Annotated in this window: 19 protein-coding genes; 2 read left to right on the top strand and 17 right to left on the bottom strand. The window is 72.1% G+C overall.

Annotated elements, in window-relative coordinates; genetic code table 11:
- Positions 1 to 9: 9 nt before the first annotated feature.
- From JS278_RS08345 to prcB, 7 genes are all read right to left on the bottom strand, one after another.
- On the bottom strand, positions 10 to 435 hold the full coding sequence (locus JS278_RS08345) for an OsmC family peroxiredoxin (protein WP_114044777.1): 426 nt from the start codon (positions 433 to 435) through the stop codon (positions 10 to 12).
- 51 nt (positions 436 to 486) lie between these two features.
- Positions 487 to 2,631 (bottom strand): RNA polymerase recycling motor ATPase HelR, encoded by a 2,145-nt coding sequence (gene helR, locus JS278_RS08340; RefSeq protein ID WP_114044776.1) that lies wholly within the window; start codon positions 2,629 to 2,631, stop codon positions 487 to 489.
- A gap of 123 nt (positions 2,632 to 2,754) precedes the next feature.
- Positions 2,755 to 4,110: a ribosome biogenesis GTPase Der gene (gene der / locus JS278_RS08335; RefSeq protein WP_114044775.1), complete on the bottom strand. Its 1,356-nt coding sequence runs from the start codon at positions 4,108 to 4,110 to the stop codon at positions 2,755 to 2,757.
- Positions 4,107 to 4,823 (bottom strand): (d)CMP kinase, encoded by a 717-nt coding sequence (cmk, locus tag JS278_RS08330; RefSeq protein ID WP_114044774.1) that lies wholly within the window; start codon positions 4,821 to 4,823, stop codon positions 4,107 to 4,109. Before cmk ends, der begins: the two co-directional genes overlap by 4 nt.
- Before the next feature lie 47 nt (positions 4,824 to 4,870).
- Positions 4,871 to 5,965, bottom strand: coding sequence for a prephenate dehydrogenase (locus JS278_RS08325; RefSeq protein ID WP_114044773.1), 1,095 nt, complete (start codon positions 5,963 to 5,965; stop codon positions 4,871 to 4,873).
- On the bottom strand, positions 5,962 to 6,651 hold the full coding sequence (gene prcA / locus JS278_RS08320; protein WP_114044772.1) for a proteasome subunit alpha: 690 nt from the start codon (positions 6,649 to 6,651) through the stop codon (positions 5,962 to 5,964). Before prcA ends, JS278_RS08325 begins: the two co-directional genes overlap by 4 nt.
- 69 nt (positions 6,652 to 6,720) lie before the next feature.
- A complete protein-coding gene (gene prcB, locus JS278_RS08315; protein ID WP_114044771.1) occupies positions 6,721 to 7,536 on the bottom strand; it encodes a proteasome subunit beta in 816 nt (271 codons plus the stop codon).
- 115 nt (positions 7,537 to 7,651) lie between these two features.
- On the opposite strand from prcB, the gene JS278_RS08310 reads away from it, so the two are divergent.
- A complete protein-coding gene (locus JS278_RS08310; RefSeq protein WP_425451423.1) occupies positions 7,652 to 8,062 on the top strand; it encodes a DUF3054 domain-containing protein in 411 nt (136 codons plus the stop codon).
- Between the two features lie 17 nt (positions 8,063 to 8,079).
- Here JS278_RS08310 and JS278_RS08305 read toward each other — a convergent pair whose 3' ends face one another.
- On the bottom strand, positions 8,080 to 9,684 hold the full coding sequence (locus JS278_RS08305) for an HAD-IA family hydrolase (protein WP_114044770.1): 1,605 nt from the start codon (positions 9,682 to 9,684) through the stop codon (positions 8,080 to 8,082).
- A complete protein-coding gene (gene metH, locus JS278_RS08300) occupies positions 9,674 to 13,192 on the bottom strand; it encodes a methionine synthase (RefSeq protein WP_114044769.1) in 3,519 nt (1,172 codons plus the stop codon). The genes JS278_RS08305 and metH overlap by 11 nt, the downstream gene beginning before the upstream one ends.
- A gap of 113 nt (positions 13,193 to 13,305) precedes the next feature.
- Here metH and JS278_RS08295 point away from each other — a divergent pair, with 113 nt between their 5' ends.
- The gene (locus JS278_RS08295) at positions 13,306 to 14,124 is read left to right on the top strand and encodes a proteasome assembly chaperone family protein (RefSeq protein ID WP_245935062.1); all 819 of its coding nucleotides are present in this window, start codon (positions 13,306 to 13,308) and stop codon (positions 14,122 to 14,124) included.
- A gap of 13 nt (positions 14,125 to 14,137) precedes the next feature.
- On the opposite strand, the gene rpe is transcribed toward JS278_RS08295, so the two are convergent.
- Genes rpe through JS278_RS08255 form a run of 8 tightly spaced genes read right to left on the bottom strand, consistent with a single transcriptional unit; the run spans position 14,138 to position 25,296 of the window.
- Positions 14,138 to 14,800, bottom strand: coding sequence for a ribulose-phosphate 3-epimerase (gene rpe, locus JS278_RS08290; RefSeq protein ID WP_114044768.1), 663 nt, complete (start codon positions 14,798 to 14,800; stop codon positions 14,138 to 14,140).
- Positions 14,801 to 14,852: 52 nt separating this feature from the next.
- Complete coding sequence (locus JS278_RS08285) at positions 14,853 to 16,211, bottom strand: RsmB/NOP family class I SAM-dependent RNA methyltransferase (protein WP_114044767.1); 1,359 nt, start codon at positions 16,209 to 16,211, stop codon at positions 14,853 to 14,855.
- A gap of 1 nt (position 16,212) precedes the next feature.
- A complete protein-coding gene (gene fmt, locus JS278_RS08280; protein WP_114044766.1) occupies positions 16,213 to 17,139 on the bottom strand; it encodes a methionyl-tRNA formyltransferase in 927 nt (308 codons plus the stop codon).
- A 30-nt stretch (positions 17,140 to 17,169) separates the two neighbouring features.
- Positions 17,170 to 19,200 (bottom strand): primosomal protein N' family DNA-binding protein, encoded by a 2,031-nt coding sequence (locus tag JS278_RS08275; RefSeq protein WP_114044765.1) that lies wholly within the window; start codon positions 19,198 to 19,200, stop codon positions 17,170 to 17,172.
- Between the two features lie 55 nt (positions 19,201 to 19,255).
- Positions 19,256 to 19,615, bottom strand: coding sequence for a PIN domain-containing protein (locus JS278_RS08270; protein ID WP_114044764.1), 360 nt, complete (start codon positions 19,613 to 19,615; stop codon positions 19,256 to 19,258).
- A complete protein-coding gene (locus tag JS278_RS08265) occupies positions 19,605 to 19,817 on the bottom strand; it encodes a prevent-host-death protein (protein WP_114044763.1) in 213 nt (70 codons plus the stop codon). The genes JS278_RS08270 and JS278_RS08265 overlap by 11 nt, the downstream gene beginning before the upstream one ends.
- 45 nt (positions 19,818 to 19,862) lie before the next feature.
- Positions 19,863 to 20,714: a DNA-formamidopyrimidine glycosylase family protein gene (locus tag JS278_RS08260; RefSeq protein ID WP_114044762.1), complete on the bottom strand. Its 852-nt coding sequence runs from the start codon at positions 20,712 to 20,714 to the stop codon at positions 19,863 to 19,865.
- Positions 20,701 to 25,296, bottom strand: a complete 4,596-nt coding sequence (locus tag JS278_RS08255; protein ID WP_114044761.1) for a DEAD/DEAH box helicase — start codon at positions 25,294 to 25,296, stop codon at positions 20,701 to 20,703. The genes JS278_RS08260 and JS278_RS08255 overlap by 14 nt, the downstream gene beginning before the upstream one ends.
- Between the last annotated feature and the right edge of the window lie 42 nt (positions 25,297 to 25,338).

The raw sequence follows: 25,338 nt of genomic DNA, 5'->3' as shown, positions 1-25,338 counted from the left end.
CGTCTGCTCTCAGCCGATCACCAGGATCTTGGGCACCGCCTTGAGGGCCTGGGAGATGGGGCAGTTGTCCTTCGCCCACTCGGCCTTCTCCTTGAACCCGGCCGCGTCCAGGCCCGGGACGTCGCCGGTCACGTGCAGTGCGATCCCGGTGATGCCCTTCCCGGCGACGAAGGTCACCTCGGCGGTCGTGTCGATCGAGGAGGGCTCGTGGCCGTCCTCGCTCAGCGCATTGCTCAGCGCCATCGAGTAGCAGGTCGCCAGGGACGCGCCCAGCAGCTCCTCCGGGTTCGTGGTGCCCTTCCCGGCCTCTTCCCTCTTCGCCCATTTCATATCGAAGGTGGCGACCCCGGAGGTCGCCAGTTCGGTGCTTCCCGATCCTTCGAAAAGGCTTCCGCTCCAGTGGGTCCTCGCGGCGCTCGTGGTGGGTTTCGGCATGATTGCTCCTTCTCGTTGTTGGAGACTCTCTGCTGACTCACAGGCTACCTGTCAGGCCAGGATCACAAGCTGGGACGTCGTCCGGGTCATCGCGACGTAGCGGTCCACGGCTCCGGTGATCCCGGCGCCGAACTGCTCGGGATCCACCAGCACCACCAGGTCGAACTCGAGGCCCTTGGCCTTGACCGGGCTCAACGACCGCACCCTCGGCGCCGCCTCGTACCCCGGATCGAAGCCGGGAGCGCCGATCACCGCGGCGATGCCCTCGGGGTGGGCCGCCAGCCAGTCCGCGACGATCCGGTCGAGGTCGTCAATCCTGCCGTGCCGGACGGGCAGCCCCGAGGAGCGCACTGAGGTGGGCACGGCGGCGTCGGGCAGCCCGGCGTGGATCACGGGTTCGGCGGCCTCCATCACCTCGGCCGGGGTGCGGTAGTTCACCGACAGGCTCACCCGCGACATGTCGTGGAATCCCAGCCTCGACAGGCGCTCCTCCCAACTCTCGGGGAAGCCCTCGCGGGCCTGGGCGCGATCGCCGACGATGGTGAAGGACAGCGAGGGGCAGCGTCGGATGAGCATCTGCCAGTGCGCGTCGGCGAGTTCCTGGGCCTCGTCGACGATGATGTGGGCGAAGGGGCCCGCCAAGGGGTCGCGGTCCGCATCCGCGACGGCGTCGATGTCCAGGAGCACCTGTCGCAGGTCGGCGCCGCGCAGCATGGCGAGGCTGGAGTCGGGGTCGTCGTCGGCGTCGAGGATGCCGGTGACGACGTCGTCCATGTAGCGGCGCTGCTCGGCGAGTGCGCCGGCCCGGCGTCTGGCGGCGGCCCCGGCGCGGGGGTCTCCCAGACGCCGTCGCGCGGCGTCCAGCAGTGGCAGGTCGGCGGTGGTCGGCGGGTGCGAGGGGTCCCGGCGCAGCATGGCCGCCTGGTCGGGGGTCAGCCAGGGGGCGCAGCGGTGCAGGTAGGCGGGCACCTCCCACAGGTCGGCCACCAGCTCCTCGGGTTTGAGGATCGGCCAGGCCCGGGAGAAGACCGAGCGCAGCTCCTCGTCGCTGTACAGCACCCGGCGCAGCTGATCCTCCGGTGCCTCGAGGTCCTCGGCACGGTCCGCGAGGATGTCGATGAGTTCGTGCCAGATCGGGTCTCGGGACTCGTTGTGCGGTGTTCCCGGTTCGGCCGAGGCGAAGGCCTCGGCCCATGCCGCTGCGCTCACCTCCAGCCGGCCCCAGGCGGTGTCAAGAGACAACTCCTGCGTCGGGGGTTCCTCGTAGAGGCCGACGGCCGGTTCGATCGCCCCGGCCATCCGGGCGTCGAGCTTGAGGCGGGCCACGGCGGGATTCTCCTCGGTCACGACGTCGGCGACCGGCACCAGATCGGCCAGGGTCGCGATGCGGGCCCCGTCCTCGCCCAGGTCGGGCAGCACGTCGGCGGTGTAGGCCAGGTATCCGGGGTGCGGGCCGATGAGCAGCACTCCCCCGCCCCGCCCGTCCAGGCGGGGATCGGCATGCACCAGGTAGGCGGCGCGGTGCAGGGCCACCACCGTCTTGCCGGTGCCGGGACCTCCCTCGACGATCAGGGGCCGGCGCGCGTCGGCGCGCACCGCGGCGTCCTGGTCGGCGCGGATGGTGGCCAGGACGTCGGGCATGCGGGGTGAGCGGCTGGCGGCCAGGGAGGCGATGAAGGCCGACTCGGCGTCCAGCGTCGCCGGACCGGTCGCGGCGCCGGGCACAAGGGCCTCGTCCCAGTAGTCGATGACGCGGCCGTCGCGCCAGCGGAACCGGCGCCGTCCGGACAGGCCCATCGGGTCGGCGGCGGTGGCGGCGAAGAAGGGCCTGGCGGCCGGGGTGCGCCAGTCGACCAGCAGGCGCCGGTCGGCGTCGTCGCTCAGGCCGATCCGGCCGATGTAGACGGGTTCACCGGCTCCGGCCGGATCCATCCGTCCCAGGCAGATCTGCGGGCCGACGGCGCGCAGCATCCGGATCCGGGAGTTGAGGCGGCGCACCTCCTGATCGCGGTCCGAGGCGGACCGACCGGTCCGGGAGGTGTCGGACAGAGCCGCCTCGCGCTGGGCGGCCAGGGTGCGCAGCTGGGCGTCGATGGCGGTGGCGATGGCCTCGAAGCGGGCGAGGTCGGCGTCGATGAGAGCGGGATCGGCCTTGGCGGAATGTGGAGGCAGGTTGAAGTGGTCGGCTGGGTGCATGGGCGCTGGTCTCCCGTCCAGGAAAGGGCATCTGCCTGCGGGCAGGCGGCAATTGTGCGCCCCGACCGGGGCCTTGCGGCAAGCCCCCCGATGGCCTATAACCTGAAGTGGGAGGGGGCGATGTCAGCCCTTCCTGCCCCGCTTCTCGCGCGGACGCACCTCCACCTGCACCGGCGTCCCGGTGAAGCCGAAGTCCTCGCGCAGCCGCCGCTCGATGAACCGGACGTAGCCCTGATCCATCATCCCGGAGGTGAACAGCGCGAAGGTCGGCGGGCAGTTGTGGGCCTGGGTGCCGAACAGGATGCGGGGCTGCTTGCCGCCGCGCACCGGATGCGGGTGGGCCGCCGCCAGCCGTCCCAGGAAGGCGTTGAGCTTGCCGGTGGAGATGCGGGTCTCCCAGCCCTCCAGGGCCGTCTCGATGGCCTTGGCGAGGCGGTCGACGTTGCGCCCCGACAGTGCCGAGATGTTGACCCGCGGCGCCCAGGTGAAGGCCTGCACGTCGCGGTCGACCTCACGCTCCAGGTAGTAGCGGCGCTCCTCGTCGGTGAGATCCCACTTGTTGTAGGCCACCACCATGGCCCGCCCCGCCTCGCGCACCATGGTGAGGATCCGCAGGTCCTGGTCGCTGACCGGCTCGGAGGCGTCGATGATGACCACGCACACCTCGGCCCGCTCGATCGCCGACTGGGTGCGCAGCGAGGCGTAGTACTCGTGGCCCGAGGCCTCCTTGACGCGCTTGCGCAGCCCGGCGGTGTCGATGAACTGGTAGACGGTCCGCCCGACGGTCACCAGCTCGTCGACCGGATCGACGGTGGTGCCCGAGATGTCGGAGACCACCGAGCGGTCGGTCCGGGCCAGCCGGTTGAGCAGGGAGGACTTGCCGACATTGGGCTTGCCGACGATCGCGACCCGGCGCGGACCGCCGACCTGCGACTCGGCGGCCGGGCGGTCCGGAAGGGCCTCGACCACGGCGTCGAGCAGGTCGCCGGACCCGCGGCCGTGGATCGCCGAGACGGGGAAGGGCTCCCCCAGCCCCAGGTTCCACATCGTCGCCGCCTCGACCTCGCCGCGGGCGTCGTCGACCTTGTTGGCCGCCAGCACCACCGGCTTGTTCGAACGGCGCAGCACCTTCACCACGGCCTCGTCCTCGTCGGTGGTGCCCACGGTGGCGTCGACCACCAGCAGCACGACATCGGCGGTGGAGATCGCCAGTTCGGCCTGCTCGGCGATCCGAGCGGCCATGCCGGTGGCGTCGGAGGCCCAGCCTCCGGTGTCGACGAGCACGAAGTCGTGGCCCGTCCACTCGGCGTCGTAGGAGACGCGGTCGCGGGTCACCCCGGGCACGTCCTGGACGACGGCCTCGCGGCGCCCCAGGATCCTGTTCACCAGGGTGGACTTGCCGACGTTGGGCCGTCCGACCACCGCCACCACGGGCCTGGGCAGCGCCTCCTCGGTCATCGGGGAATCCTGCTGCGTCATGATCGGCTCCTCGTCTCGCCTCCGCCGGCCGGCACCAGATCGATGACGGCCGCGACCACCTGCTCAGGGGTGAGGTGGGTCGAGTCGATCACCGTCACGCCGGGGGCGGGCGCCTCGAATGATGCCACGACGGAGTCGTCGCGGTCTCGTCGGATCACCTGATCGGCCACCTGCCCCCGGCTCACCGCCCCCTTGAGCTCGGCGCTGCGCCGGGCCACCCGCACCGACGGGTCGGCGACCAGCAGCACCCGCACCTCGGCGTCGGGGCAGACCACCGTGGTGATGTCGCGGCCCTCCACCACGATCCTGCGGCCGCACTGCTCCACCACCTGCCGCATCCGCTCGATGAGCAGATCGCGCACCGGCTGGATGGTCGAGACCTTCGAGACCATCGCGCTGATCCGCGGTTCGCGGATCCTCGCGGTGACGTCGGCCCCGTCGATGACCACCCGGTCGCGGCCCGGCACCGTGGAGACCTCCAGGCGGGCCCGGCGCACCAGCTCGATGACGGCCTGCGGATCGGCGACCGGATCGACCCCGCACCCGTCCACCGCCGCCGCTGCCGCCCGGTACATGGCGCCGGTGTCCAGGTGGGCCAGCCCGAGCCGCTCGGCCAGCGCCCGGGATGTGGTGGACTTGCCCACCCCGCTCGGCCCGTCTATGGCGATCACCAGCTCGGACGGGAAGGCGTGTGTGGACGGTGAGGCGGACATGGCGGCTCCAATCTGGACGGACGGCATCAGGGTGGCGGGCGGGAGGTTCAGGAGCGCAGACCCCAGCCGTGGCCCTTCATCCAGGCCCGCAAGTCCGCCGCCCGGCCGGGATCGACGTCGATGGACAGGAAACCGGTCTCGCGGGACCGGTCGTGCTCCACCGACAGGTCCTCGACGTTGACGCCGGCCTTCTCGACGTCGGCGAACAGCCGGGCCAGGGCGCCGGGCGAGTCGGGGATCTCGACGATCACCGAGACGGTGTCGACGGCCTCGCGGCCGTGCTTCCCGCCCACCGACCGGGCCCCGGTGCGGCCCACCTCGAGGAACCCCTCGAGCTCGTCAGGATCGTCGAGGACGTCCAGCAGCGTCTCCAGGTCGTCGCGGACCCCTTCGAGCTGGTGGCGCACCGCCGTCCGGTTCGCGGTGAGGATCTGGCGCCACATCCCGGTCTGGGAGCGCGCGATCCGGGTGACGTCGCGGATGCCGCCGCCGGCCAGGTCCAGGTGGCCCGGTTCGGCGTGGCGCAGGCTCGCCCCGGTGAGGATGCTCATGAGGTGGGGCAGGTGGGAGACCTCGGCGACCGCCGTGTCATGCTCGTGGGGGGCCAGGCTGACCACCCGGGCCCCGCACACCCGGGCCAGTCGGCGCACCCTCTCGACGCCGGCCGGGGAGTTGCCCGGCCTCGGGGTGACCACCCAGGTGCGATCGACGAAGAGCTCCGGGGCGGCGGTGATGGGGCCGGTGAACTGGGTGCCCGACATCGGGTGGGAGCCGACGTAGCGCGACAGGTCGGCCCCGGAGCCCTCGAGATCCGCCAGGACGGACTCCTTGACCGACGCCACGTCGGTGACTATCGCGTTGGGATGGCGGCGCAGCCGCTCCAGCACGATCGGCGCGACGGCGGCGGGCGGGGTGGCGACGATCACCAGGCGGTAGGTGTCCGGGGCCAGCTGCTCCAGGGCACCGGCCCCGCGGCTGGAGGCCACGATGGCGTTGGCCGGGGACAGATCGCTGAGATGCACCTCGACGCCCTGACTGGTCAGGGCGCAGCCGATCGAGGCGCCGATGAGGCCGGTGCCGACGATGAGCACCGGGCCGAGACGGTCCAGATCGCGCGGATCCGCGGGCGGTGGGGGGGTCACGCCGGATCCTTCCAGAAGGCCTGGATCTGGGTCTGGCTCAGGCGGCGGAAGGTACGCCGGCCGCCGGTGCGGCGGTCCAGCAGGGAGACCTCGAGATCCTCGGGGTCGGGCTCGGAGGAGGCGCTGAGCGCCGCCGCGGCGCAGCGGACGGCCTCGTCGAGGGGGGAGGTCTCGGTGAGGAACTCGTTGAGGGTGTCGATCCGGTCGGCACTCAGTGCACCGAGCACCGTCGGGGAGGTGCCGTCGGTCACCGAGCCGTCGAAGGAGATCTTGTAGATGCGGTCGCCGGAGGGTTTGAGGCCGAGCTCGGCGATGGCGATGTCCACCTCGTAGGGCTTCTCGGCGGGGTTGGAGTAGATGGCGCCAAGCACCTGGGAATAGGTGCCGACCAGTCCCAGGCCGGTGACGTCGAGGTGATCGTAGGCGTAGGCGCGCAGGTCCGCCTCGCGGATGCCGGCGACCCGCAGCCGCTCGAACTCGTGGTACCGGCCCACCGCGGCGAAACCGATCCGGTCGTGGATCTCGGAGGTCTTGCGCAGCGTCCGGGAGGGGTTCTGGGCGACCATGATGACGGCATCGGCGCAGCGCGCCACCACGACCGCACGGCCCCGGGTCACGCCCCGGCGGGCATACTCGGCCCGGTCCCTCATCCACTGGTCCGGGGGGACGTATGCCGGCATGCTCATGATTCGTGTTCCTCCCGGCCCGCGCCGGATACGCGGGCCTGCTGCTTCAGGCTGATTCTGATCTTCGGATCAGGACTGGTTCTCGGCGGTGATCTCGTCGACGATCCGCTTGGCCACCAGGGCCACATTGTCGGTCGAGATGCGGGCCACACCGTCCTGATCGGCCACCATGACCACCGGATAGATGCCGCGGGCCAGATCCGGCCCGGCGGTGGCGATGTCGTCGTCGGCGGCGTCGTAGATGGAGCGCACCGCGATGCGCACGGCCTCGTTGCGATCCATGTCGGTGCGGTGCAGCTTCTTCAGCGAGGCCTTGGCGAAGATGGCCCCCGACCCGGTGGAGCAGAAGGCGTGCTCCTCGTAACGCCCGCCGGTGCCGTCGTAGGAGAAGATCCGTCCGGCGTGGCGCACCGCGTCCCAGCCGGCGAAGATCGGGTTCACGGCGATCCCCTGGACCGCCATCCCGATGTTGCTGCGCACCAGGGTGGCCAGCCGGGCCGCCCTGCCGTCCAGGCTCAGGGGACGCCCCTCGATCTTCTCGTAGTGCTCCAGCTCGGTCTGGAACAGCCGCACCATCTCCACAGCCAGACCGGCCGCCCCGGCCACCCCGATCACCGAGGTGTCGTCGGCGCCGAAGACCTTCTCGATGTCTCGCTGGGCGATGACGGTGCCCATGGTGGCGCGCCGGTCGCCGGCGACCACCACCCCCGAGGAGTACTTGAGGGCCACGATCGTGGTGCCGTGGCGCAACAGCTCGGGCAGCGTCGCATCGAGGTTGGAGGGGGGCAGCAGATCGGGGGCCACCTGGCGGGCGAACTCGGTGAATGAGTCCGACGCGGCGCTCAGATAGGGCTCGCTCAGCCCGATTCCCCACGACTGCGACATGCTCCTCCTCCTGATGATCGCCCGGCGCCCTGATTCCCGCCGGACATGCCGCGACCAAGGGTAGCCGACGCCGCCGTGGCTGCCACCCACGGCGGTCGGCCCTAAGATCGGGAGGGTGGCAGATCAACCCCCGTTCCGGTCCAGCCTGTCCCGCACCGCCTCGGGCCAGGTGCGCCTGGCAGTGGTGATGGACGTGCTCTTCGTCGCCCTGTTCGTGTTCATCGGACGGGCCAGCCATCATGAGTCCCTGACTCCCGGCGGGCTGGTGCGCACCGCGATCCCCTTCCTGGTGGGCCTGGTGGCCGGCTGGATGGTCGTGGTGCTGGTCCGGCTGCCGGCCGCCCGGTGGCGGGCCGGACTGTTGGTGTGGGGCTGCACAGTGTTGATCGGGATGGTGATGCGCCGGTTCACCGATCAGGGGGTCGCGCCGTCCTTCGTCGTCGTGGCGGGCGTGTCCCTGGCGGTCTTCCTCATCGGCTGGCGGCTGGTGGCCGGGATCCGGCGCCGGCATCGCCGGCGCGCCTGAGGTTCAACTCCCGGCGATCAACGCTCCTCCTTGGCGGGACGCCACTGGTCGTGCTCGGTGATGTTGCGCGGCCTGGGACCGTGGTAGTCGGGCCCGTAGGCGCCCGGAGCAGGACGCCGCTTGCGCATCGGGGCCTGGACCCCGGGAGCCAGCCGCCGCGAGATGACCAGGAACCCGGTGTGGCCGGTGGCGCCGTGCGAGGGGCGGATCGCCAGCCCCTCGGCGTGCCAGTCGCGCATCGTCGTCTCGGTGGCCTGCGGCTCGGTCCACCCGCCGGCGGCCCGCAGCGAGTCCATCACACGACCCATCTGGGTGGTGGTGGCCACATAGCAGCACAGCACCCCGCCGGGCACCAGCACGTCGCCGACGACGTCGATGCACTCCCAGGGGGCCAGCATGTCGAGCACGGCCCGGTCGACCGGCTCCGGTGAGATGTCGGTGGCCAGATCGGCCAGCTCCACCCGCCAGTTCTGCGGAAGCCGGCCGTAGAAGGTCTCCACATTGGCCCGGGCCACCTCGGCGAACTCGGGGCGGCGCTCGTAGGAGGTGAGCCGGCCGTGCGGGCCGACGGCCCGCAGCAGCGGGATACTCAGCCCGCCCGATCCCACCCCGGCCTCCAGCACCCGGGCGCCGGGGAAGACGTCGGCCCACATCACGATCTGGGCGGCCTCCTTCGGATAGACCACAGCGGCCTCGCGCGGCATCGTCACGGTGAACTCGGAGAGGATCGGGCGCATCGCCAGGAAGTCCATCCCTCCGGCCGAGGTCACCACCACCCCCTGCGGCCCCCCGATGAGGTCGTCGTGGCGCACCGCCCCCTTGGTGGTGTGGAACACGGCGCCGTCGGCCAGCACGATGGAGTGACGCCGGCCCTTGGGGTCCGACAGGGTGATCCGCTCCCCGGCGCGCAGCACTCCCCCGCCGCCCTGGGCGGGGGCGGCGGCCGGCTGGTGGGCCAGATGCCACAGCTTCACCAGATCGGGCAGGTGCAGCCCCGCCAGATCGGGCACATGGACCCGGTCGGGGGCCGGCGGCGGGGTGGCCGGGCCGTCGAGGGCCAGCACGGTGGCTCCTGCGCCGTTCCCGGCCCGGGCACCTGAGGCGGAGTCCTCGATCACCAGGCAGTCCGCGGCATCGACGCCCAGCCTGGAGGCGGCCAGCAGATAGGGCTGGGGGGCGGGCTTGCTCTGCTCGGGAGGCAGATCGTCGTAGGTGACGACGGTGGCGAACAGGCCCTCGGAGAAATGCGCCAGCAGTGGTTCGATCGCCGAACGGGTCGAACCGGTGACCAGAGCGCAGGGGACCCCGGCGGCCCGCACCTCCTCCAGCAGTTCCCGGGAGCCCGGACACCACGGCACCGGGCGCTCCCGGTGGTAGGCGATCACCCGGTCCAGCAGCAGGGCCTCGGCCTGGGCAGGGCTGATCGCCCCGTCCAGGGCCTCGCTCATCGCGGTGGTCACCTCGACCAGCGGGGTGCCGATGAATCTCACACCCGTCTCGTCGTCCCATTGGCCTCCGCGGGAGGTGATGATGGCGGTCTCGGCCTCGATCCAGCGCGGCTCGGTGTCGACGAGGGTCCCGTCGAAATCCCACAGGACGGCGGACGGGGTGTCATTTGGCATTGAAGTACTTGGCCTCCGGGTGATGGACGACGAACGCATCGGTCGACTGCTCTGGATGCAGCTGGTACTCCTCCGACAGCTCGACGCCGATGCGCGAGGAGTCCAGCAGCGCCGCCACCTTGGCCCGGTCCTCCAGGTTCGGGCAGGCGGCGTAGCCGAAACTGTACCGGGAACCGCGGTAGGCCTGGTGGTCGATGGCCCCGCCGACGTCCTCGTGATCGTCGAGGATGCCCAGTTCATCGCGCACCCGGTGGTGCCACATCTCGGCCAGCGCCTCGGTGAGCTGCACCGACAGCCCGTGCAGCTCCAGGTACTCGCGGTAGGCGTCGGCCTCGAAGAGCTCCTGGGTGGCGGCGGAGACGGCGTCGCCCATCGTCACCATCTGGAAGGCGATGACGTCGGGGCCCAGCTCGGCGGCCTCGGCGGCGTCGCGGAAGAAGTCGGCGACGCACAGGTGCCGGCCGCCCACCTGACGGGGGAACTCGAAGCGGGTGAGCTCCCGGGAGGTGTCGTCGGGATCGAGGACGAGCAGTTCGCGGCCCTGGGAGACCACCGGCCAGTAGCCGTGCACCACCGCGAAGCGGCCCAGGTTCTCCGAGCGGATCCGGTCGAGCAGCATCCGCAGCCTGGGCCTGGCGACCTCGTCGACCATCCGGTCGTAGGAGCCGTCGGAGCGGCTGCCCTTCAGGCCCCAGCGACCCACATAGGTGGCCCGCTCGTCGAGCCATCCGGTGATCTCGGCCAGCTGGATGCCGCGGGTGACCCGGGACCCCCAGAAGGGCGGGACGGGTACCTGCACCCCGCCTGCCGGGGTGGGGCGCGCCACCTCGGAGCGCACGTCGGGGGCCTCCTCCTCGACCGGGTCGGGGCGCGGTCGCGCCTGGACCCGTCGCGGCCTGACGGCCGGAAGCCGGGCGCCGGGCTCGCCGTGCTTGACCGCCATCACGGCGTCCATCAGGTGAAGCCCTTCGAAGGCGTCCTTGGCGTAGCGCACCTCGCCGTCGAACATCTCGTTGAGATCGTGCTCGACGAAGGAGCGGGTCAGGGCGGCGCCGCCGAGCATCACCGGATACCGGCGGGCCAGGCCCTTGTCGTTGAGCTCCAGCAGGTTGTCGCGCATCACCATGGTGGATTTGACCAGCAGTCCCGACATGCCGATGGCATCGGCACGGTGATTCTCGGCGGCCTCGATGATGGCCTGGACGGGCTGCTTGATGCCCAGGTTGACCACCGAGTAGCCGTTGTTGGAGACGATGATGTCGACCAGGTTCTTGCCGATGTCGTGGACGTCGCCCTTGACGGTGGCCAGCACCAGGGTGCCCTTGCCGGCCGCGTCGGCCTTCTCCATGTGCGGCTCCAGGTGGGCCACGGCGGTCTTCATCACCTCCGCCGACTGCAGCACGAAGGGCAGCTGCATGCGCCCGGATCCGAACAGGTCGCCGACCACCTGCATCCCGGCCAGCAGATCCTCGTTGACGATGTCCAGGGCCGGCTTGTCCTTCAGTGCTTCGTCCAGATCGTCGACGAGCCCCTTGGCGTTGCCGTCGATGATGCGCTGCTTGAGGCGTTCCAGCAGCGGCAGGGCGGCCAGCTCCGCCTCCCGCTCGGCCTTCATCGAGGCCGCCGTCACCCCCTCGAAGAGTTCCAGGAAGCGGGTCAGCGGATCGTAGTCCTCGGCTCCGCGGGGCGCCGGCGCGTCGAGCCCGCGACGGTCCCACACCAGATCCAGGGCCACCTCGCGCTGCTCGGCGGGGATCCGGTCGATCGGCACGATCTTGGCGGCGTGGACGATGGCCGAGTCCAGCCCGGCGGACACCGCCTCGTGGAGGAAGACCGAGTTGAGGACGATCCGGGCGGCCGGGTTGAGGCCGAAGGAGATGTTGGAGACGCCCAGGGTGGTGCGCACCCCCGGGTAGCGGGCCTTGAGCTCCCGGATCGCCGCGATGGTCTCGATGCCGTCGCGGCGGGTCTCCTGCTGGCCGGTGGCGATGGGGAAGGTGAGGCAGTCCACCAGGATGTCGCCGACGTCCATCCCCCAGTTGCCGGTCAGATCCTCGATGAGCCGCGAGGCCACCCGCACCTTCCAGGCGGCGGTGCGGGCCTGGCCCTCCTCGTCGATGGTCAGCGCGACCACCCCGGCGCCGTGCTCGCGCACCAGCGGCATCACCTTGCGGAACCGCGAGTCCGGCCCGTCGCCGTCCTCGTAGTTCACCGAGTTGATGATGCAGCGACCGGCCAGGTGCTCCAGCCCGGCGCGCAGCACCCGGGGCTCGGTGGAGTCCAGGACGATCGGCAGAGTGACGGCGGTGGCCATCCGCGAGGACAGCTCGGCCATGTCGGCGGCCCCGTCGCGTCCGACGTAGTCCACGCACAGATCCAGCAGGTGGGCGCCGTCGCGGGTCTGGGCCTTGGCGATGTCGAGGCACTCGTCCCAGTTCTCGGCCAGCATCGCCTCCCGGAAGGCCTTCGAGCCGTTGGCGTTGGTGCGCTCCCCGATCGAGAGATAGGCGGTGTCCTGGGAGAGCGGCACCTCGTTGTAGAGGCTGGCCACGGCGTCGGTGTGGCGGGCCTGCCGCTCGGCGACCGGGTGGCCGGCCAGTGCGTCGGCGAGCATCCGGATGTGCTCGGGGGTGGTGCCGCAGCAACCTCCGACCACCGCCAGCCCGAACCGCTCCGCGTAGTCGCACAGCGCCCCGGTGAGGTCGGCCGGTCCCAGCGGGTAGCGGGCCCCCTGGCCGGTGATCTCGGGAAGACCGGCATTGGGCATGCACATCACCGGCACCGAGGCCCCCTGGGACAGGGTGCGCAGATGCTCGGCCATCTCGGCCGGCCCGGTGGCGCAGTTCATCCCGATGGCGTCGATGCCCAGGGACTCCAGGACGGTGAGCGCCGCACCGGTCTCAGAGCCCATCAGCATCGTGCCGGTGGTCTCCACGGTGATGTCGACCAGCACCGGAAGATCCACCCCGCGGGCCTCGGCGGCCCGGTGGGATCCGATCACGGCGGCCCTGGCCTGGAGCAGGTCCTGGCAGGTCTCCAGCTGGACGGCGTCGACCCCCTCGTCGATCATCGCCTCGACGGCCCGCTGGTAGCCGTCACGGATGTCGGCGAAGCCGATCTGGCCCAGGGTGGGGAGCTTGGTGCCCGGCCCCAGGCTGCCCAGCACGAACCTGGGCCGGTCAGGGGTCGATGCCTGGTCGGCGGCCGACCGGGCCAGCCGGGTGGCCGCGGCGGCCAGCTCGGCGATCCGGTCGACGATGTCGTACTCGCCCAGTGCCGCCAGGTTGACGCCGAAGGTGTTGGTCTCGATGAGATCGGCCCCGGCCTCCAGGTAGGCCTCGTGGATGCCGGAGACGACGTCGGGGCGGGTGACGTTGAGGATCTCATTGCAGCCCTCCAGCCCGGCGAAGTCCTCCATCGACAGATCCACGCTCTGCAGCATGGTGCCCATCGCCCCGTCCACGATGAGGAGACGGGACCCGAGAAGCGTGCGAAGAGCCGAAGTCATGGCGCCAAGACTAGGGGGAGCTGCGGCGCGCGACCGCCGTGTTTCGCGGGCCGGGAAGCGCGGCGCCGGCGCCCGGGCGGGAACCGGGGGTGGGGCGGGTTACCCTAGGCGTCATGGCAGGGCAGAATATCGAGCGTCCCTGGGTGGTTATCGGCTACTCGGGATGGAATGACGCGGGAGGCGCCGCCAGCGAGGCGACGTCCAGGCTGATCCGCCACGCCGACGCCACCGAGTGGCGGGTCATCGACCGCGAGGACTACTACGACTTCCAGAACACCCGGCCGGTGGTCTCGGCGATGGCGGGGGTGGAGCTGCTGACCTGGCCCCGGACCACCGTGTGGCGGGGCCGCGCCGACGGTCACCGGGTGGTCGCGGTGACCGGTCCCGAACCCAACCTGCGCTGGCGCAGCTACAGCCGCGAGCTGCTCGACATCCTGGAGCCCTTGAATCCGGCCGGGATCGTGGTGCTGGGCGGGATGGTGGCCGACGTCCCCCACACCCGGGAACTGCCGGTCTCCGGATCCACCGCCGATCCCTCCACCGCGATCCGGCTGGGCATCGAGGATCTGGAGTACTCCGGGCCCACCGGGATCTCCGGGGTCCTGGCCACCCTGGCCCGCGAACGCGGCTTCAACGCCGTGGGACTGTGGGCCAGCGTCCCCGAGTACGCCTTCGAGCCTCCCTGCCCGCCGGCCGTCAAGGCGCTGCTGGTGCGGGTGGAGGAGCTCACCGGGCTGTCGGTGCCCCAGGGCGATCTCGACGAGGGCCGTCAGGAGTGGCTGGCCCAGGCCGATCAGCTGCTGGCCGACAATGACGGCCTGTCGGAGTACGTGCACTCCCTGGAGGAGCAGCAGGACGCCGCCCTTCCCGAGGGTGTCACCGGCGACGTGCTGGCGATGGAGTTCCAGTCGTACCTGCGCCACCGCCGCTGAGGCCCTGCTGGAATCAGCGGGTGTGCTCGTCCGCGATCCGGCGCAGCTCGTTGACCATCTCGTCGGGATCGGGGGCCTTGTAGACCGCGGATCCGGCGACGAAGGTGTCGGCCCCGGCCTCGGCGGCCCGCCCGATGGTCTCGGCCGACACGCCGCCGTCGACCTGGAGCCAGATCTCGGCGCCGGTGCCGTCGATGAGTTCGCGGGTGCGCCGCAACTTGGGCATCACGATGTCGAGGAATGACTGCCCGCCGAATCCGGGCTCGACGGTCATGATGAGGATCTGGTCGAACTCGGTGAGGATGTCGGCCAGCGGTTCGATCGGGGTGGCGGGCTTGAGGGCCACCGAGGCGCGCGCCCCCATCGCGCGCAGTTCGCGGGCCAGCCGCACCGGCGCCTTGGCGGCCTCCAGGTGGAAGGTCACCGACTCGGCCCCGGCCTCCACATAGCTGGGAGCGTAGGAGTCGGGGTCGTCGATCATGAGGTGGATGTCGAAGGGGGTCCCGGTCACCTTGCGCAGGGATTCCACCATCGGCACGCCCATCGTGAGGTTGGGCACGAAGTGGTAGTCCATCACGTCGATGTGGATGGCGTCGGCGGAGGGCACCGAGTTCACCTCCTGGCCCATCCTCGCGAAATCGGCGTTGAGAATGCTGGGGGTGATACGCGTGGTCATGGCCGAGATCCTACCGGCGACGCCTGCGTGGCAGGGCGCAGAACATGGCACTTCAGCGTCTGCGGAGCAGGGCGCAGAACATGGCATCAGTGCCGTGCCGGTGGGGCCACAGCTGGAGGCAGCGGTCCTGCGGGCCGGTGGCGGCGTCGGGGACCTCGGGCAGGGCGGCGGGGGCGTCGAGCAGGTCGGCCTGCAGGTTCTCCAGCGCCCATCCGATGACGTCGCGGGTCTCGGCGGCGGCCGGTGAGCAGGTGACGTATCCGATCACCGCTCCCGGGGCGGCCGATGCGACGGCCGAGGAGAGCAGCTCCCGCTGGAGTCCTCGGAGGTCTTCCAGGTCGCGGGGCTTCCGTCGCCATCTGGACTCGGGGCGCCGGCGCAGCGATCCGAGGCCCGAGCACGGCACGTCGGCGAGCACCGCGCCGAAGGTGCCCGGTCTCCAGGGGGTGCTGCGCCCGTCGGCGACGACCACCTGGTGGTCACCGGGAAGCGCGGCCAGGGCCTTGGCGACCATGGCGGCGCGGTGCGGGTGGATCTCGCAGGCCACCAGGCCGCGGTGCTGCGAGGCGGCCAGTCCGGCGAGCAGGGCCGCCTTGCCGCCGGGCCCAGAGCACAGGTCGAGCCACGGTCCGGGGTGCTGCCCGGCGGCGCGGGCGATGGCCAGGGCGACGAGTTGGCTGCCCTCGTCCTGGACGCCGGCGCGGCCCTGGGCGACGGCCGGCACCTCGGCGGGGTTCCCGGGGCGCGTGGCCCCGTAGGGCGAGTAGCGGCAGGTGGTGGCTCCGGCGTCGAGGAGTTCGGAGACCTCGGCCAGGCCGGGCCGCACCACCAGGGTGGGCGTCGGGGGCGCATTGTCGGCGGCCAGGGCCTTCTCGGCCTCCTCGGCGCCCAGCAGACCGGTGAACTCCGACACGATCCAGCGGGGGTGAAGGGTGCGCAGCGCCGTCTCGTCGAGGGGACCGCCGGCCAGTTCGGCGGCCCAACCCTCCAGATCGTGCCGTGAGATCCTGCGGGCCACGGCGTTGACCAGCCCGGTGACCCGTTCCCCGATCTGGGTGCGGGCGAGATTGACCGAGGTGTCGACGGCGGCGCGCACCGGCACCCTGGTGGCCAGAATCTGGTGGCAGGTCATCCTCAGCACGGTACGCACGGCGGGCTGCCAGTCGGAGGGCTTGTGGCCGGATGCGGCGTGGAGCACACGGTCCCAGGTGCCCAGCCCGCGGGCGGTGCCGTCGACCAGTTCGGTGACGAAGGCGGCGTCGCGTCCGGTCAGGCGGGCCATGGAGATGGCCTCGGAGACGGCGAGGTTGGCGTAGGCGCCCTCGCTCTCGGTGGCCATCAGGGCGCGGAAGGCCGCGATACGGGCGGGATCGGAGGCTGCCGGTCGGCGGCGTCTCTGCTGATGGGGCATGTCAGTCGAGGCGGGTTCCGGGGGCCGGGTTGGCGCCGCGGGCCCAGTCGGCGCCGGGCATCGCCCTGCGCCCGAAGGGCTGGACCATCAGCAGCTCCACCGCCCCTCCCCCGGCGCCCATCAGCAGGTGCTTCTTGTCGGCACGCAGCTCCCCGGGTTCAAGGTCGACCGGCTGGGCCCACACCCGGGTGAGCAGTACCTTGAACCGGTCTCCGTCGAGCTCGGCCCAGGCTCCGGGGGCCGGGGAGGTGCCGCGCACCAGCCGATCGATGTCCACGGCGTGCCAGGACGGATCGATGCGGGCGTCATCGGTGCTGAGTTTTGGGGCGGTGGTGATGCCCTCCTCGGGCTGGGCCTGGGGCTTCTCCCCGTTGTCGATCTCGACCAGGGCGTCGGTCACCAGGACGGTGGCGTCGCGCGACAGCCGCTTGAGGACGGTACCGGCCGTGTCGTCGGTGCGCAGCGGGTAGGAGGCGCTGGTGTAGACCGGGCCGGCGTCGAGCTCCTCGACGAGCTGGAAGACGGTGGCCCCCAGGCTGCGGTCTCCCGCCATGATGGCCCGCTGCACGGGTGCGGCCCCGCGCCAGCGGGGAAGCACCGAGAAGTGCAGGTTGATCCAGCCGTGCCGGGGGGAATCGAGCAGGTCGGCGGGGATGAGGCCGCCGTAGGCGACCACGACTGCGATGTCGACGTCCAGGGCTGCGATGAGGTCGTGGGCCTGGCCGCTGCGCACCGAGGCGGCTCTGATCACCGGGATCTTCCGGTTGCCGGCCTCCACGGCCACCGGTGAGGGACGCGGGGTGCGGTGCCGTCCCTGGGCCGCATCGGGGCGGGTGAGCACGGCCACCACCTCGTGTCGCGGATCGTCATCGAGCGCGGCGAGGGTGGGGCATGCGGTGGCGGGGGTGCCGGCGAACAGGATTCTCACGGTTTCCACCCTATCGAGCCCGCGTGAGTTCTAGAGCTGGCCGGTGGGGTTGATCCGGACCCGCAGCGGCCCGGACTCACGCCTCATGCTGTGGGCGGTGCGCAACTGCTTGAGCAGGGGCGTCACCCGGGAGGCCAGTGCTGTCGCGCAGCGCACGACGATCCTGGACGCGGGGGCGCCGGGACGGGTGACGTCCTCGGTGACCGGGCCCAGGATCGTGACCTCCTCGGACAGCTCGGCCTCGGTCAGGGCGGCGGCGAGCCGTTCGGCCGCCAGGGCGACGGCCTCCTCGGCGCCGTCGATCAGGGCGGCGAAGGCGGCCGGCGGGAAGCCGGCCTCGGCCCGCTCGGCCAGTTCAGCGGTGGCCCAGCCGACCGGGTCGCTGCGGATCAGCGCCTGAACGGCCCGGTCCTCCGGTGGGCCGACGATCACGACCCGGCCGTCCTCGGAGCCGGAGCGGACCCCGGCGGCGACGTGGAACCAGTGGTCGAGGGCCTGGGCGACGGCATCCAGACCGGGGCGCGCCAGGGCCTGGACGGCGTCAAGGATGACCGCTGCCGCGTATCCGGAGGCCGCCGCCGGTTCGGCGCCGGGGGTGGCGACCACCAGCGCGGGTTCGTCGCCGACGGAGTCGTGGATGTGGTCTCCCGAGGAGTCGATGACGGTGACGTCGGGGAAGGAGCGTCCCAGTTCGGCGGCGGTGGTGGCCGCACCGACCACCCCGGAGCGCACAGTGGTCGATCCGCAGTGGGCGCAGTGCCAGTTCTCCAGCTCGTGGCCGCACCAGGTGCAGGTGAGCCGCGTCTGCCCACCGGCTTCACGTCGTCCTCTCACCGGGCCGTGGCACACCGGGCAGGCGATGGGTGTGCGGCAGGAGCCGCAACTGGGCCGGATGAGGTCTCCGGCGCGCGGCACCGCCACCAGCACCGGGCCCGAGAGCAGGCCGTGGGCGATGGTGGACATGGCCAGATCGGGCAGCCGGACACGCCGGGCCAGCGGGTCGCGCTGCAGCGCGGTGTCGGAGTCGCCGGGAGCCCGGACCCGCGCCGTGGCGGCGCGCAGCCGTGGCAGCGGGGTGGAGATCCCGACCAGCCATCCGTGCTCCAGCCAGTCGGCCGCCCGCGTCGAGCAGGAGTAGCCGGCCAGCAACAGGGCGCAGTGCTGGCTCTGGGCGCGCATCGCCGCGACGTCACGGGTGTTGGGGTAGGGGGCGCGCGGCTCGTCGTGCAGGTCGGAGCCCTCGTCCCACACGACGATCAGGCCCGGATCGGCCAGCGGGGCGAGGACGGCCGAGCGGGTGCCGACCACGACGCGGGCCTGTCCGCGGATCACCGCGAGATAGTTGCGCCAGCGGGCGGCCGCCGGCTGGTCGGCGTGCAGCACGGCGACGGTCCCGGCGCCCAACGAGTCGGTGAGCAGCCCGGTGAGTTCCTCGACCTGCTCGACGGTGGGCAGGCAGCACAGCGCGCCGCGCCCGGAGGCCAGGGCGGCTCCGACGGCCTGGACGATGCCGGCCCGCCAGTCCCCCAGCCGGTCGGCGTCACCGGGGCCGGCGACCGGGGCGACCCGCCAGTGGGCGCGGGGACGTCCTCCCTCGGTGACCAGCTCGAGGAAGCGGTTACCGTCGTCGAGGGCCCGCAGCGCCCCGGAGATGTGGGTGGCCGGCCCGGTGTCGACGCGCGGCCACGCTCTGGGTTCGGCCTTCTCGGTGGCGGCGTGGCGGGCCGGGACGCACCAGCGCAGCACCTCGTCGAGGGTGCCGGCCCACCGCTCGGCGACCAGCCGGGCCAGTTCCAGCTGGTTCTCGGTGACGACGGGCTGTTCGGAGACCAGGCGCTGCAGGGGCTGGAGCGTGACGCCGGGTGAGCGTTCGTGGTCGACCGTCAGGACGATGCCGTCCAGCAGCCGGCCGGCCAGCCGCACCCGCACCCGCACGCCCGGCGTGACGCCGTCCATGTCGTCGGGCACCAGATAGTCGAAGGGCCGGTCCAGGTGGGCCAGTCCCGAGGAGACGCAGACGTGGGCCACCCACTCGGTGGGTTCCAGCAGCGCCTCGGTCATACCCCTGATCGTAGGGGCCGGGACCGACAGCCGTCGTCGGGAGGCCGGGTGCTCATCAGCGGTCGGGTCGTTTCACGGGAATCGTCTGGAGGATGCCGTCCAGCCCGGTGAAGTCCCCGACATTCGTGGTGAACAGTGGCAGACCGTTGGCCGCGGCGATCCGGCCGTACATGCGAGCTGCCCTGGTGTCGAAGGGCAGGGGCTCGAAGACGCTTTCAGCGCGCTCGAGCAGGTCCACCCGCGCAGCCCGTTCGGATGGCCCCACGTCAGCGTGGATCGCTGCGGCGAGTTCAGCAAGGGTGACCGCCGAGATCGAGGCCTCGACGGGGAGTTGGGCGGGTGCCAGCCGTGGCCAGTGGATGAGAATGTTGGTGTCAAGCAGGCGTCGAGGTGCCCGAACCGCATCACCGGTCATACGGGTCGTCCTCATAGGGTTGCGAGAGTTCGTCCAGGCTCTCGCGGAACGCCGCCTCATCGATATGCGACAGGCCTGCCCCCAGCCGGAGGAATTCATCGGCCGGTACGAAGCGACGCCGCGACCCGATCGGGACGAGCACGGCGATCTCGCGCGAGCGCATCCGCAGATCTCGTTGGCTGATCTCGGCGTGCGCAGCCATGGATCGATGGTAGCAACGCGTGCCACACCCGATGCGGACGTCCGGTCAGTGCTGGCAGGTGGGGCACCACCAGATGATCCGCTCCTGGTCGGGGTGGTCCTGCGGGCCGAGGGTTCCGCTGCGGATGGGGCTGCCGCAGCGCCTGCAGGGCTGGTGGTTGCGACCGAAGACGAAGGTGCGGCGACCCGGGCGGTTGTCGCCGGTGGTGACCCGGTAGGGGCCGCGACGGTTGGCCCGCATCACGGCCGCCGCCCGGTCGATGACATGGGCGACGTCCACCTCCCCGGTGGGCCGGGAAGGATGGATGCCGCACAGGAAGCAGATCTCGGCCCGGTACTCGTTGCCGATTCCGGCGAGCACCGACTGGTCGAGCAGCGTCACCCCGATCGGCCTGCGGGGATCCGACGCCGCTCTGCGGGCCGTCTCGTCGCGTCCGCCTCCGTCCCACTCGGCCTCCTCCAGCGGGTCGGGTCCCAACCAGCCCAGATGCTGCTCGTAGTCACCGGCCGGCCACAGCTCCACCAGTCCCAGCTCGTGGCCGACCAGCTCGACCTGAGGTCCGTCCGGAACTCCCGACAGTCTCAGCACCACCCGTGCGGTGTGGCCGGGCAGGTGCCAGCGCTGCCCGGCCGGATGCACCCGCCAGGTGCCCTCCATCCTCAGATGGGTGTGAAGGGTCCACGCACCGGGCCGCGGAAGCTCGGCGATCCGGGCGCCGTCGACGGGCGCGACGTCCATGAGCAGATGCTTGCCCCGGGCCCGCACCCCCGTCAGCCGTGACCCGGTGAGATCGGCACAGGCCAGGGACGGCACCCGCAACTGACATCCGGTGACGATACGTCCCACAGCCGATGCCAGGCGATCGGCCAGCCGGTGGACCGTGTCACCCTCCGGCATGGATCCCCTCGATCCGCATCCCCTTCGGGGTGATGCCCGCCCGGTGGGCCCGCATCACCCCGGCCAGTGGCGAGGCGTGGACCGGGGAGCCGTTGATCTTCTCGATGGTCACGGGGCGGGAGCCGGTGCGTCCCAGCCAGCCGGCCAGAGCGTCGACGACCATGCCTACCGCCGACTCGGCGTCGGTCCCCTCGGGCAGGGCGTCGACGAACAGGCCGAGGTGACGTCCTCCCCTCGACAGGTGGGCCAGCAGCAGGCCGTCGGCGATCACCACCAGCGCCCCTGCGCTGCGCGACGGCGCGGCGCCCTCCTGCACCGGCCAGTCCAGTGCCGCACCGTAGGGACTGGCCGGATCGACGGCCGACAGCACGCTCGCCGACGGATCCCCGGCCCCCGAGGGCCAGCCGGTGGCATCGGGGCCGTCGGCGAAGGTGCGCAGCCGGTCGATCACCGCCGGTGCGGCGAACTGGGCGCCGCCGAGCCCCTCGACCAGGTATCCGCGCATGACCTTCCCGGCCTCCTCCATCCGGGCCAGCACCTGGTACAGCGCCGCGAATCCGCCCTCGACGTCGTCGGGCACCGATCCGCGGGTGAGGATCCCATGGCGATCCAGCAGCAGACCGGCGGCGGTCGCCAGCCGCTGCTCGGGTGCGCTGTCAGCCGGTTCCACCCGGTGCCATCGGCCGACCAGGTTGGGGGGCACTGTGCCGGGGCCCGTTGTCGCCGAGGTGATGGCGTAGCGGGCCATTCTGGGACGTGATCGGGAGAAGGAGCGGCGTCGCGCGGCGGTGCGGCGGCCACCGGCCAGGTGGGCGCGCAGCGGAGCGAACCCGTCGGGTGCCAGCAGTCCGGCGGCCACCAGCCCCCACACGAGTTCGGAGAGCCGGGAGGCCCCCAGCTCGCCGGCCAACGGCCCCAGCAGCACCGATCCGGAGCCGATCCGTTCCAGCACGGTCGCCGACTGCTCGTCGGGGCCGGCGGCGCCGGTCGGCCCCGGGAACAGGTCGACGTCCTCGGGGCGCACCAGACGCAGCACGGGATCCGCCGCCGTCCCCGCACCGGTCGGCAGGACGAGTATGTCGCCCGAGGAGGTGAGTTCGTCCAGCATCGCCGGGGCGAAGTCGCGGACGCGGGCGGGCAGCACCGCCGATTCCCACACCGAGGCCGGCAGCGCCGCGCCCGACAGGGCGTCGAGGGCCTCCACGACGCCGTCGGCGCCGCGCAGGCCACCGGAGACCCGGTGCCAGTCCAGGCTGAACCGGGCCAGCGCGCTGGGCGAGGCCGGCGCCACCTGATCGCGGGCCCGGGCCAGCGCCCGGCCCCGGATCCGCGCCAGGACTCTGGCGTGGCAGTACTCAGAAGCCTCCTGGCCGTCCCGGAAACGTCCGCGGACCAGTTCACCGGCGCCGGCCGAGCGCTCCAGCACTCCGGCGGCGGTGGCGACGCCGAGTCCGAAGGCGCGCGCCGCCTCATCGGCGGTGAAGGGCCCGTGGCACCGGGCCCAGCGGCCCATCAGCTGGGTCAGGGGGTCCCTGTCTCCCGTCGTCGTGGCGCGATGGCCGGCCGGAACCGGGATCCCGAGCCCGTCGCGCAGCAGACCGAGGTCCTGAGCCACCGCCAGGTGGGCCACCCCGCCGATGCGCACCTGTGCGACCCGCTCCCCCAGCCGCTCGGCGGCGGCGCCGGCGTCCAGGTCGTCGACCGTCCGGGCGTCCAGCCCGTCCAGTGGCACCGGTCCCAGGCGGGACAGCAGATCCACCAGGCCCTCGTCGTCGCGGGCCCGCCGGTCGGCCCGGGTGTGCTGGAGCTCGGCGACCACCTCGTCGATGATCCCGGGGTCCAGCAGTTCGCGCAGGTCCAGGGTGCCCATCAGCCGGGCCAGCAGGTCGGGATCCAGGGACAGCGCCGCGGCCCGCCGTTCGGCCAGCGGGGTGTCGCCGGAGTACATGAAGGCGCCGGTGTAGGTGAACAGCAGGGCGCTGGCCAGCGGGCTGGGGGCGTCGGTGGTCACCTCGGCCACCGTGACGCGGTGCGAGGCCAGGTCGGACATCAGGGTGCGCAGTGCGGGCAGGTCGTAGACGTCGGCCAGACATTCGCGGACCGTCTCGACGATGATCGGGAAGTCGCGGTGGGATCGCACCGCCTCGAGCAGCTGTCCGGCGCGCAGCCGCTGCTGCCACAGGGGGGCGCGGCGTCCCGGGTCGGTGCGCGGCAGCAGCAGGGCGCGGGCGGCGCACTCGCGGAACCGTCCGGCGAACAGGGCGGTGTCGCCGACCTGGGAGGTGACGATGTCCGCGATCTCCTCGGGGTCGAAGACCACCAGGTCGGCGCCCGGCGGGGTGTCGGTGTCGGGCAGCCTCAGCACCAGGCCGTCGTCGCCGGCGACGGCCTGCGCGTCGATACCGAGGCGTTCGACCAGCCGAGTGCCGATGGCCAGCGCCCAGGCGGCGTTGACGGGCCGGCCCCACGGGCTGTGGACGACGATCCGCCAGTCGCCGACCTCGTCGTGGAAGCGCTCCAGGACGATATGGCGGTCGTCGGGCAGGATGCCGGTGGCCTCGGCCTGGGCGTCGAGGAAGCCTCTGATGTTGTCGGCGGCGTGGCCGTCGAGGAAGCCGAGGGAGGAGATCAGATCGGGGTCGGAGCGCGCCCGGCGGGTGAAGGCGCCGATGGCCCGGCCCAGTTCGGCGGGGCGCCCCTGGTCGTCTCCGTGCCAGAAGGGCAGCCGTCCGGTGTGGCCCGGTGCGGGGGTGACGCGCACCTGGTCGCGGGTGATCTCGGCGATCCGCCACGACGAGGCGCCCAGGGTGAAGACGTCGCCGACCCGCGACTCGTGGACCATCTCCTCGTCGAGCTCCCCGACCCGGCGCCCGTCCCCCTCCCCGGCCAGGAAGACGCCGTACATGCCGCGGTCGGGGATGGTGCCGCCCGAGGTGGTGGCCAGTCGCAGCGCGCCGGGCCGGGCCGTGAGCACCCCGTCGGCCAGGACCAGGCGGGCCCGCAGGTCCGACAGGTCGGCCGAGGCGTAGGAGCCGGTGAGCATGGCGATCACCCGGTCCATGGCCTGTTCGGGCAGCTCGGCGAAGGGCCTGGCGCGGCGCACGATGGCGTACCAGTCGGCCAACGGCAGGCCGTCGGGTGCGGCGACGGTGGCGGCCACGGTCTGCTGGGCCAGCACGTCGAGGGGGTTGCGGGGGATGTGGAGGGCCTCGATGCGCCCGTCGAGCATCCGGGAGGTGACCACTGCGGCGTGCAGCAGGTCGAGGCGGGTCTTCGGGTAGACCGAGCCGCGGGAGACCGCGCCGACGCTGTGGCCGGCGCGCCCGATGCGCTGCAGGGCGCTGGAGACGCTGGGCGGGGCCTCGATCTGGATGACCCTGTCGACCAGGCCCATGTCGATGCCCAGTTCCAGCGAGGAGGTGGCCACCACGCAGCGCAGGGAGCCCGACCGCAGGTCCTCCTCGGTGCGTCTGCGCTCGTCCTTGGACACCGAGCCGTGGTGGGCGCGGGCTATCACCGCCGGGGCGTGGCCCACCTCCTCGGAGGCGGCCATGATGTCGGCGGGCGGCCGCCGGCCGCCAGGGTTCAGAGAGGCGGGTTCGTGCTCGGCGGCCCACAGCTCGTTGAGTCGGCTGGTGAGGCGCTCGGCGGTGCGCCGGGCGTTGACGAAGACCAGGGTGGAGCGACCGGCGAGGACCTCCGCGTAGACCTCGCGTTCGATCCAGGGCCAGATGGAGGCCCGGGTGGGCAGCGCCGAGTCGGAGACGTCGACGGCGAGGGTGTCGGTGTTCCCACCCGTCAGCAGCGGGTCGGCTAGCGGCTCGTCGTCGGAGGCCGGTGAGTCGGGAAGATCCGACATGTCGGCGACCGGCACCCTCACCCCGACGTCCCATTGCTTGGCGGCCCGCGGGGAGACGACGGACACCGGCCGGTCTCCGGCCAGGAAGGCGGCGACGTCGGCGGGCGGGCGGACGGTGGCCGACAGGCCGATGCGCTGGACGTCGTGGCCCACCAGGGCGTCGAGGCGCTCCAGGGACAGGGCAAGGTGGGAGCCGCGCTTGGATCCGGCGACGGCGTGCACCTCGTCGACGATGACGGTCTCGACGCCCGCCAGCACCCGTCGGGCCTGTGAGGTGAGCATCAGGTACAGCGTCTCGGGGGTGGTGATGAGGATGTCGGGCGGGTGACGGGCGATGCGATTGCGCTCGGCCGGCGGGGTGTCGCCGGTGCGCACCGCCACCTTGACCGGGCGGCACTCCTGCCCCAGCCGCTCGGCGGTGTTGCGGATGCCGGTCAGCGGGGCGCGGAGGTTCTTCTCGATGTCGGTGCCCAGGGCCTTGAGCGGGGAGATGTAGAGCACCCCGACCCCGTTCGACGGCTTCCGGGCGGGATCGGTGAGCCGGTCCAGGGCCCACAGGAAGGCGGCCAGGGTCTTACCGGATCCGGTGGGGGCGATCACCAGGGCGTGGCCGCCGGTGGCGACCGCCGACCAGGTGGCCGACTGAACGGGGGTGGGGGCGGCGAAGACGTCGCGGAACCAGGTGGCCACCGGTTCCCGGAACATCGTCAACGCCTCGCTCACGGGCCCCACGCTAGCCGCGCTCCCCGACAGGTCGGGGAGCGC

It is taken from the genome of Acidipropionibacterium virtanenii (assembly GCF_003325455.1).
GTDB classification, from domain to species: Bacteria; Actinomycetota; Actinomycetes; order Propionibacteriales; family Propionibacteriaceae; genus Acidipropionibacterium; species Acidipropionibacterium virtanenii.
The sequence above is the reverse complement of the archived record's forward strand: the minus strand, read 5'-3'. Positions and strand labels throughout refer to the sequence as shown.

What these genes read in the sequence shown, in the direction of transcription:
- JS278_RS08345 (WP_114044777.1), bottom strand. Translation starts at nt 435, where the DNA reads ATGCCGAAACCCACCACGAGCGCCGCGAGGACCCACTGGAGCGGAAGC.
- helR (WP_114044776.1), bottom strand. Translation starts at nt 2,631, where the DNA reads ATGCACCCAGCCGACCACTTCAACCTGCCTCCACATTCCGCCAAGGCC.
- der (WP_114044775.1), bottom strand. Translation starts at nt 4,110, where the DNA reads ATGACGCAGCAGGATTCCCCGATGACCGAGGAGGCGCTGCCCAGGCCC.
- cmk (WP_114044774.1), bottom strand. Translation starts at nt 4,823, where the DNA reads ATGTCCGCCTCACCGTCCACACACGCCTTCCCGTCCGAGCTGGTGATC.
- prcA (WP_114044772.1), bottom strand. Translation starts at nt 6,651, where the DNA reads ATGAGCATGCCGGCATACGTCCCCCCGGACCAGTGGATGAGGGACCGG.
- prcB (WP_114044771.1), bottom strand. Translation starts at nt 7,536, where the DNA reads ATGTCGCAGTCGTGGGGAATCGGGCTGAGCGAGCCCTATCTGAGCGCC.
- JS278_RS08305 (WP_114044770.1), bottom strand. Translation starts at nt 9,684, where the DNA reads ATGCCAAATGACACCCCGTCCGCCGTCCTGTGGGATTTCGACGGGACC.
- metH (WP_114044769.1), bottom strand. Translation starts at nt 13,192, where the DNA reads ATGACTTCGGCTCTTCGCACGCTTCTCGGGTCCCGTCTCCTCATCGTG.
- JS278_RS08295 (WP_245935062.1), top strand. Translation starts at nt 13,306, where the DNA reads ATGGCAGGGCAGAATATCGAGCGTCCCTGGGTGGTTATCGGCTACTCG.
- rpe (WP_114044768.1), bottom strand. Translation starts at nt 14,800, where the DNA reads ATGACCACGCGTATCACCCCCAGCATTCTCAACGCCGATTTCGCGAGG.
- JS278_RS08285 (WP_114044767.1), bottom strand. Translation starts at nt 16,211, where the DNA reads ATGCCCCATCAGCAGAGACGCCGCCGACCGGCAGCCTCCGATCCCGCC.
- JS278_RS08275 (WP_114044765.1), bottom strand. Translation starts at nt 19,200, where the DNA reads ATGACCGAGGCGCTGCTGGAACCCACCGAGTGGGTGGCCCACGTCTGC.
- JS278_RS08270 (WP_114044764.1), bottom strand. Translation starts at nt 19,615, where the DNA reads ATGACCGGTGATGCGGTTCGGGCACCTCGACGCCTGCTTGACACCAAC.
- JS278_RS08265 (WP_114044763.1), bottom strand. Translation starts at nt 19,817, where the DNA reads ATGGCTGCGCACGCCGAGATCAGCCAACGAGATCTGCGGATGCGCTCG.
- JS278_RS08260 (WP_114044762.1), bottom strand. Translation starts at nt 20,714, where the DNA reads ATGCCGGAGGGTGACACGGTCCACCGGCTGGCCGATCGCCTGGCATCG.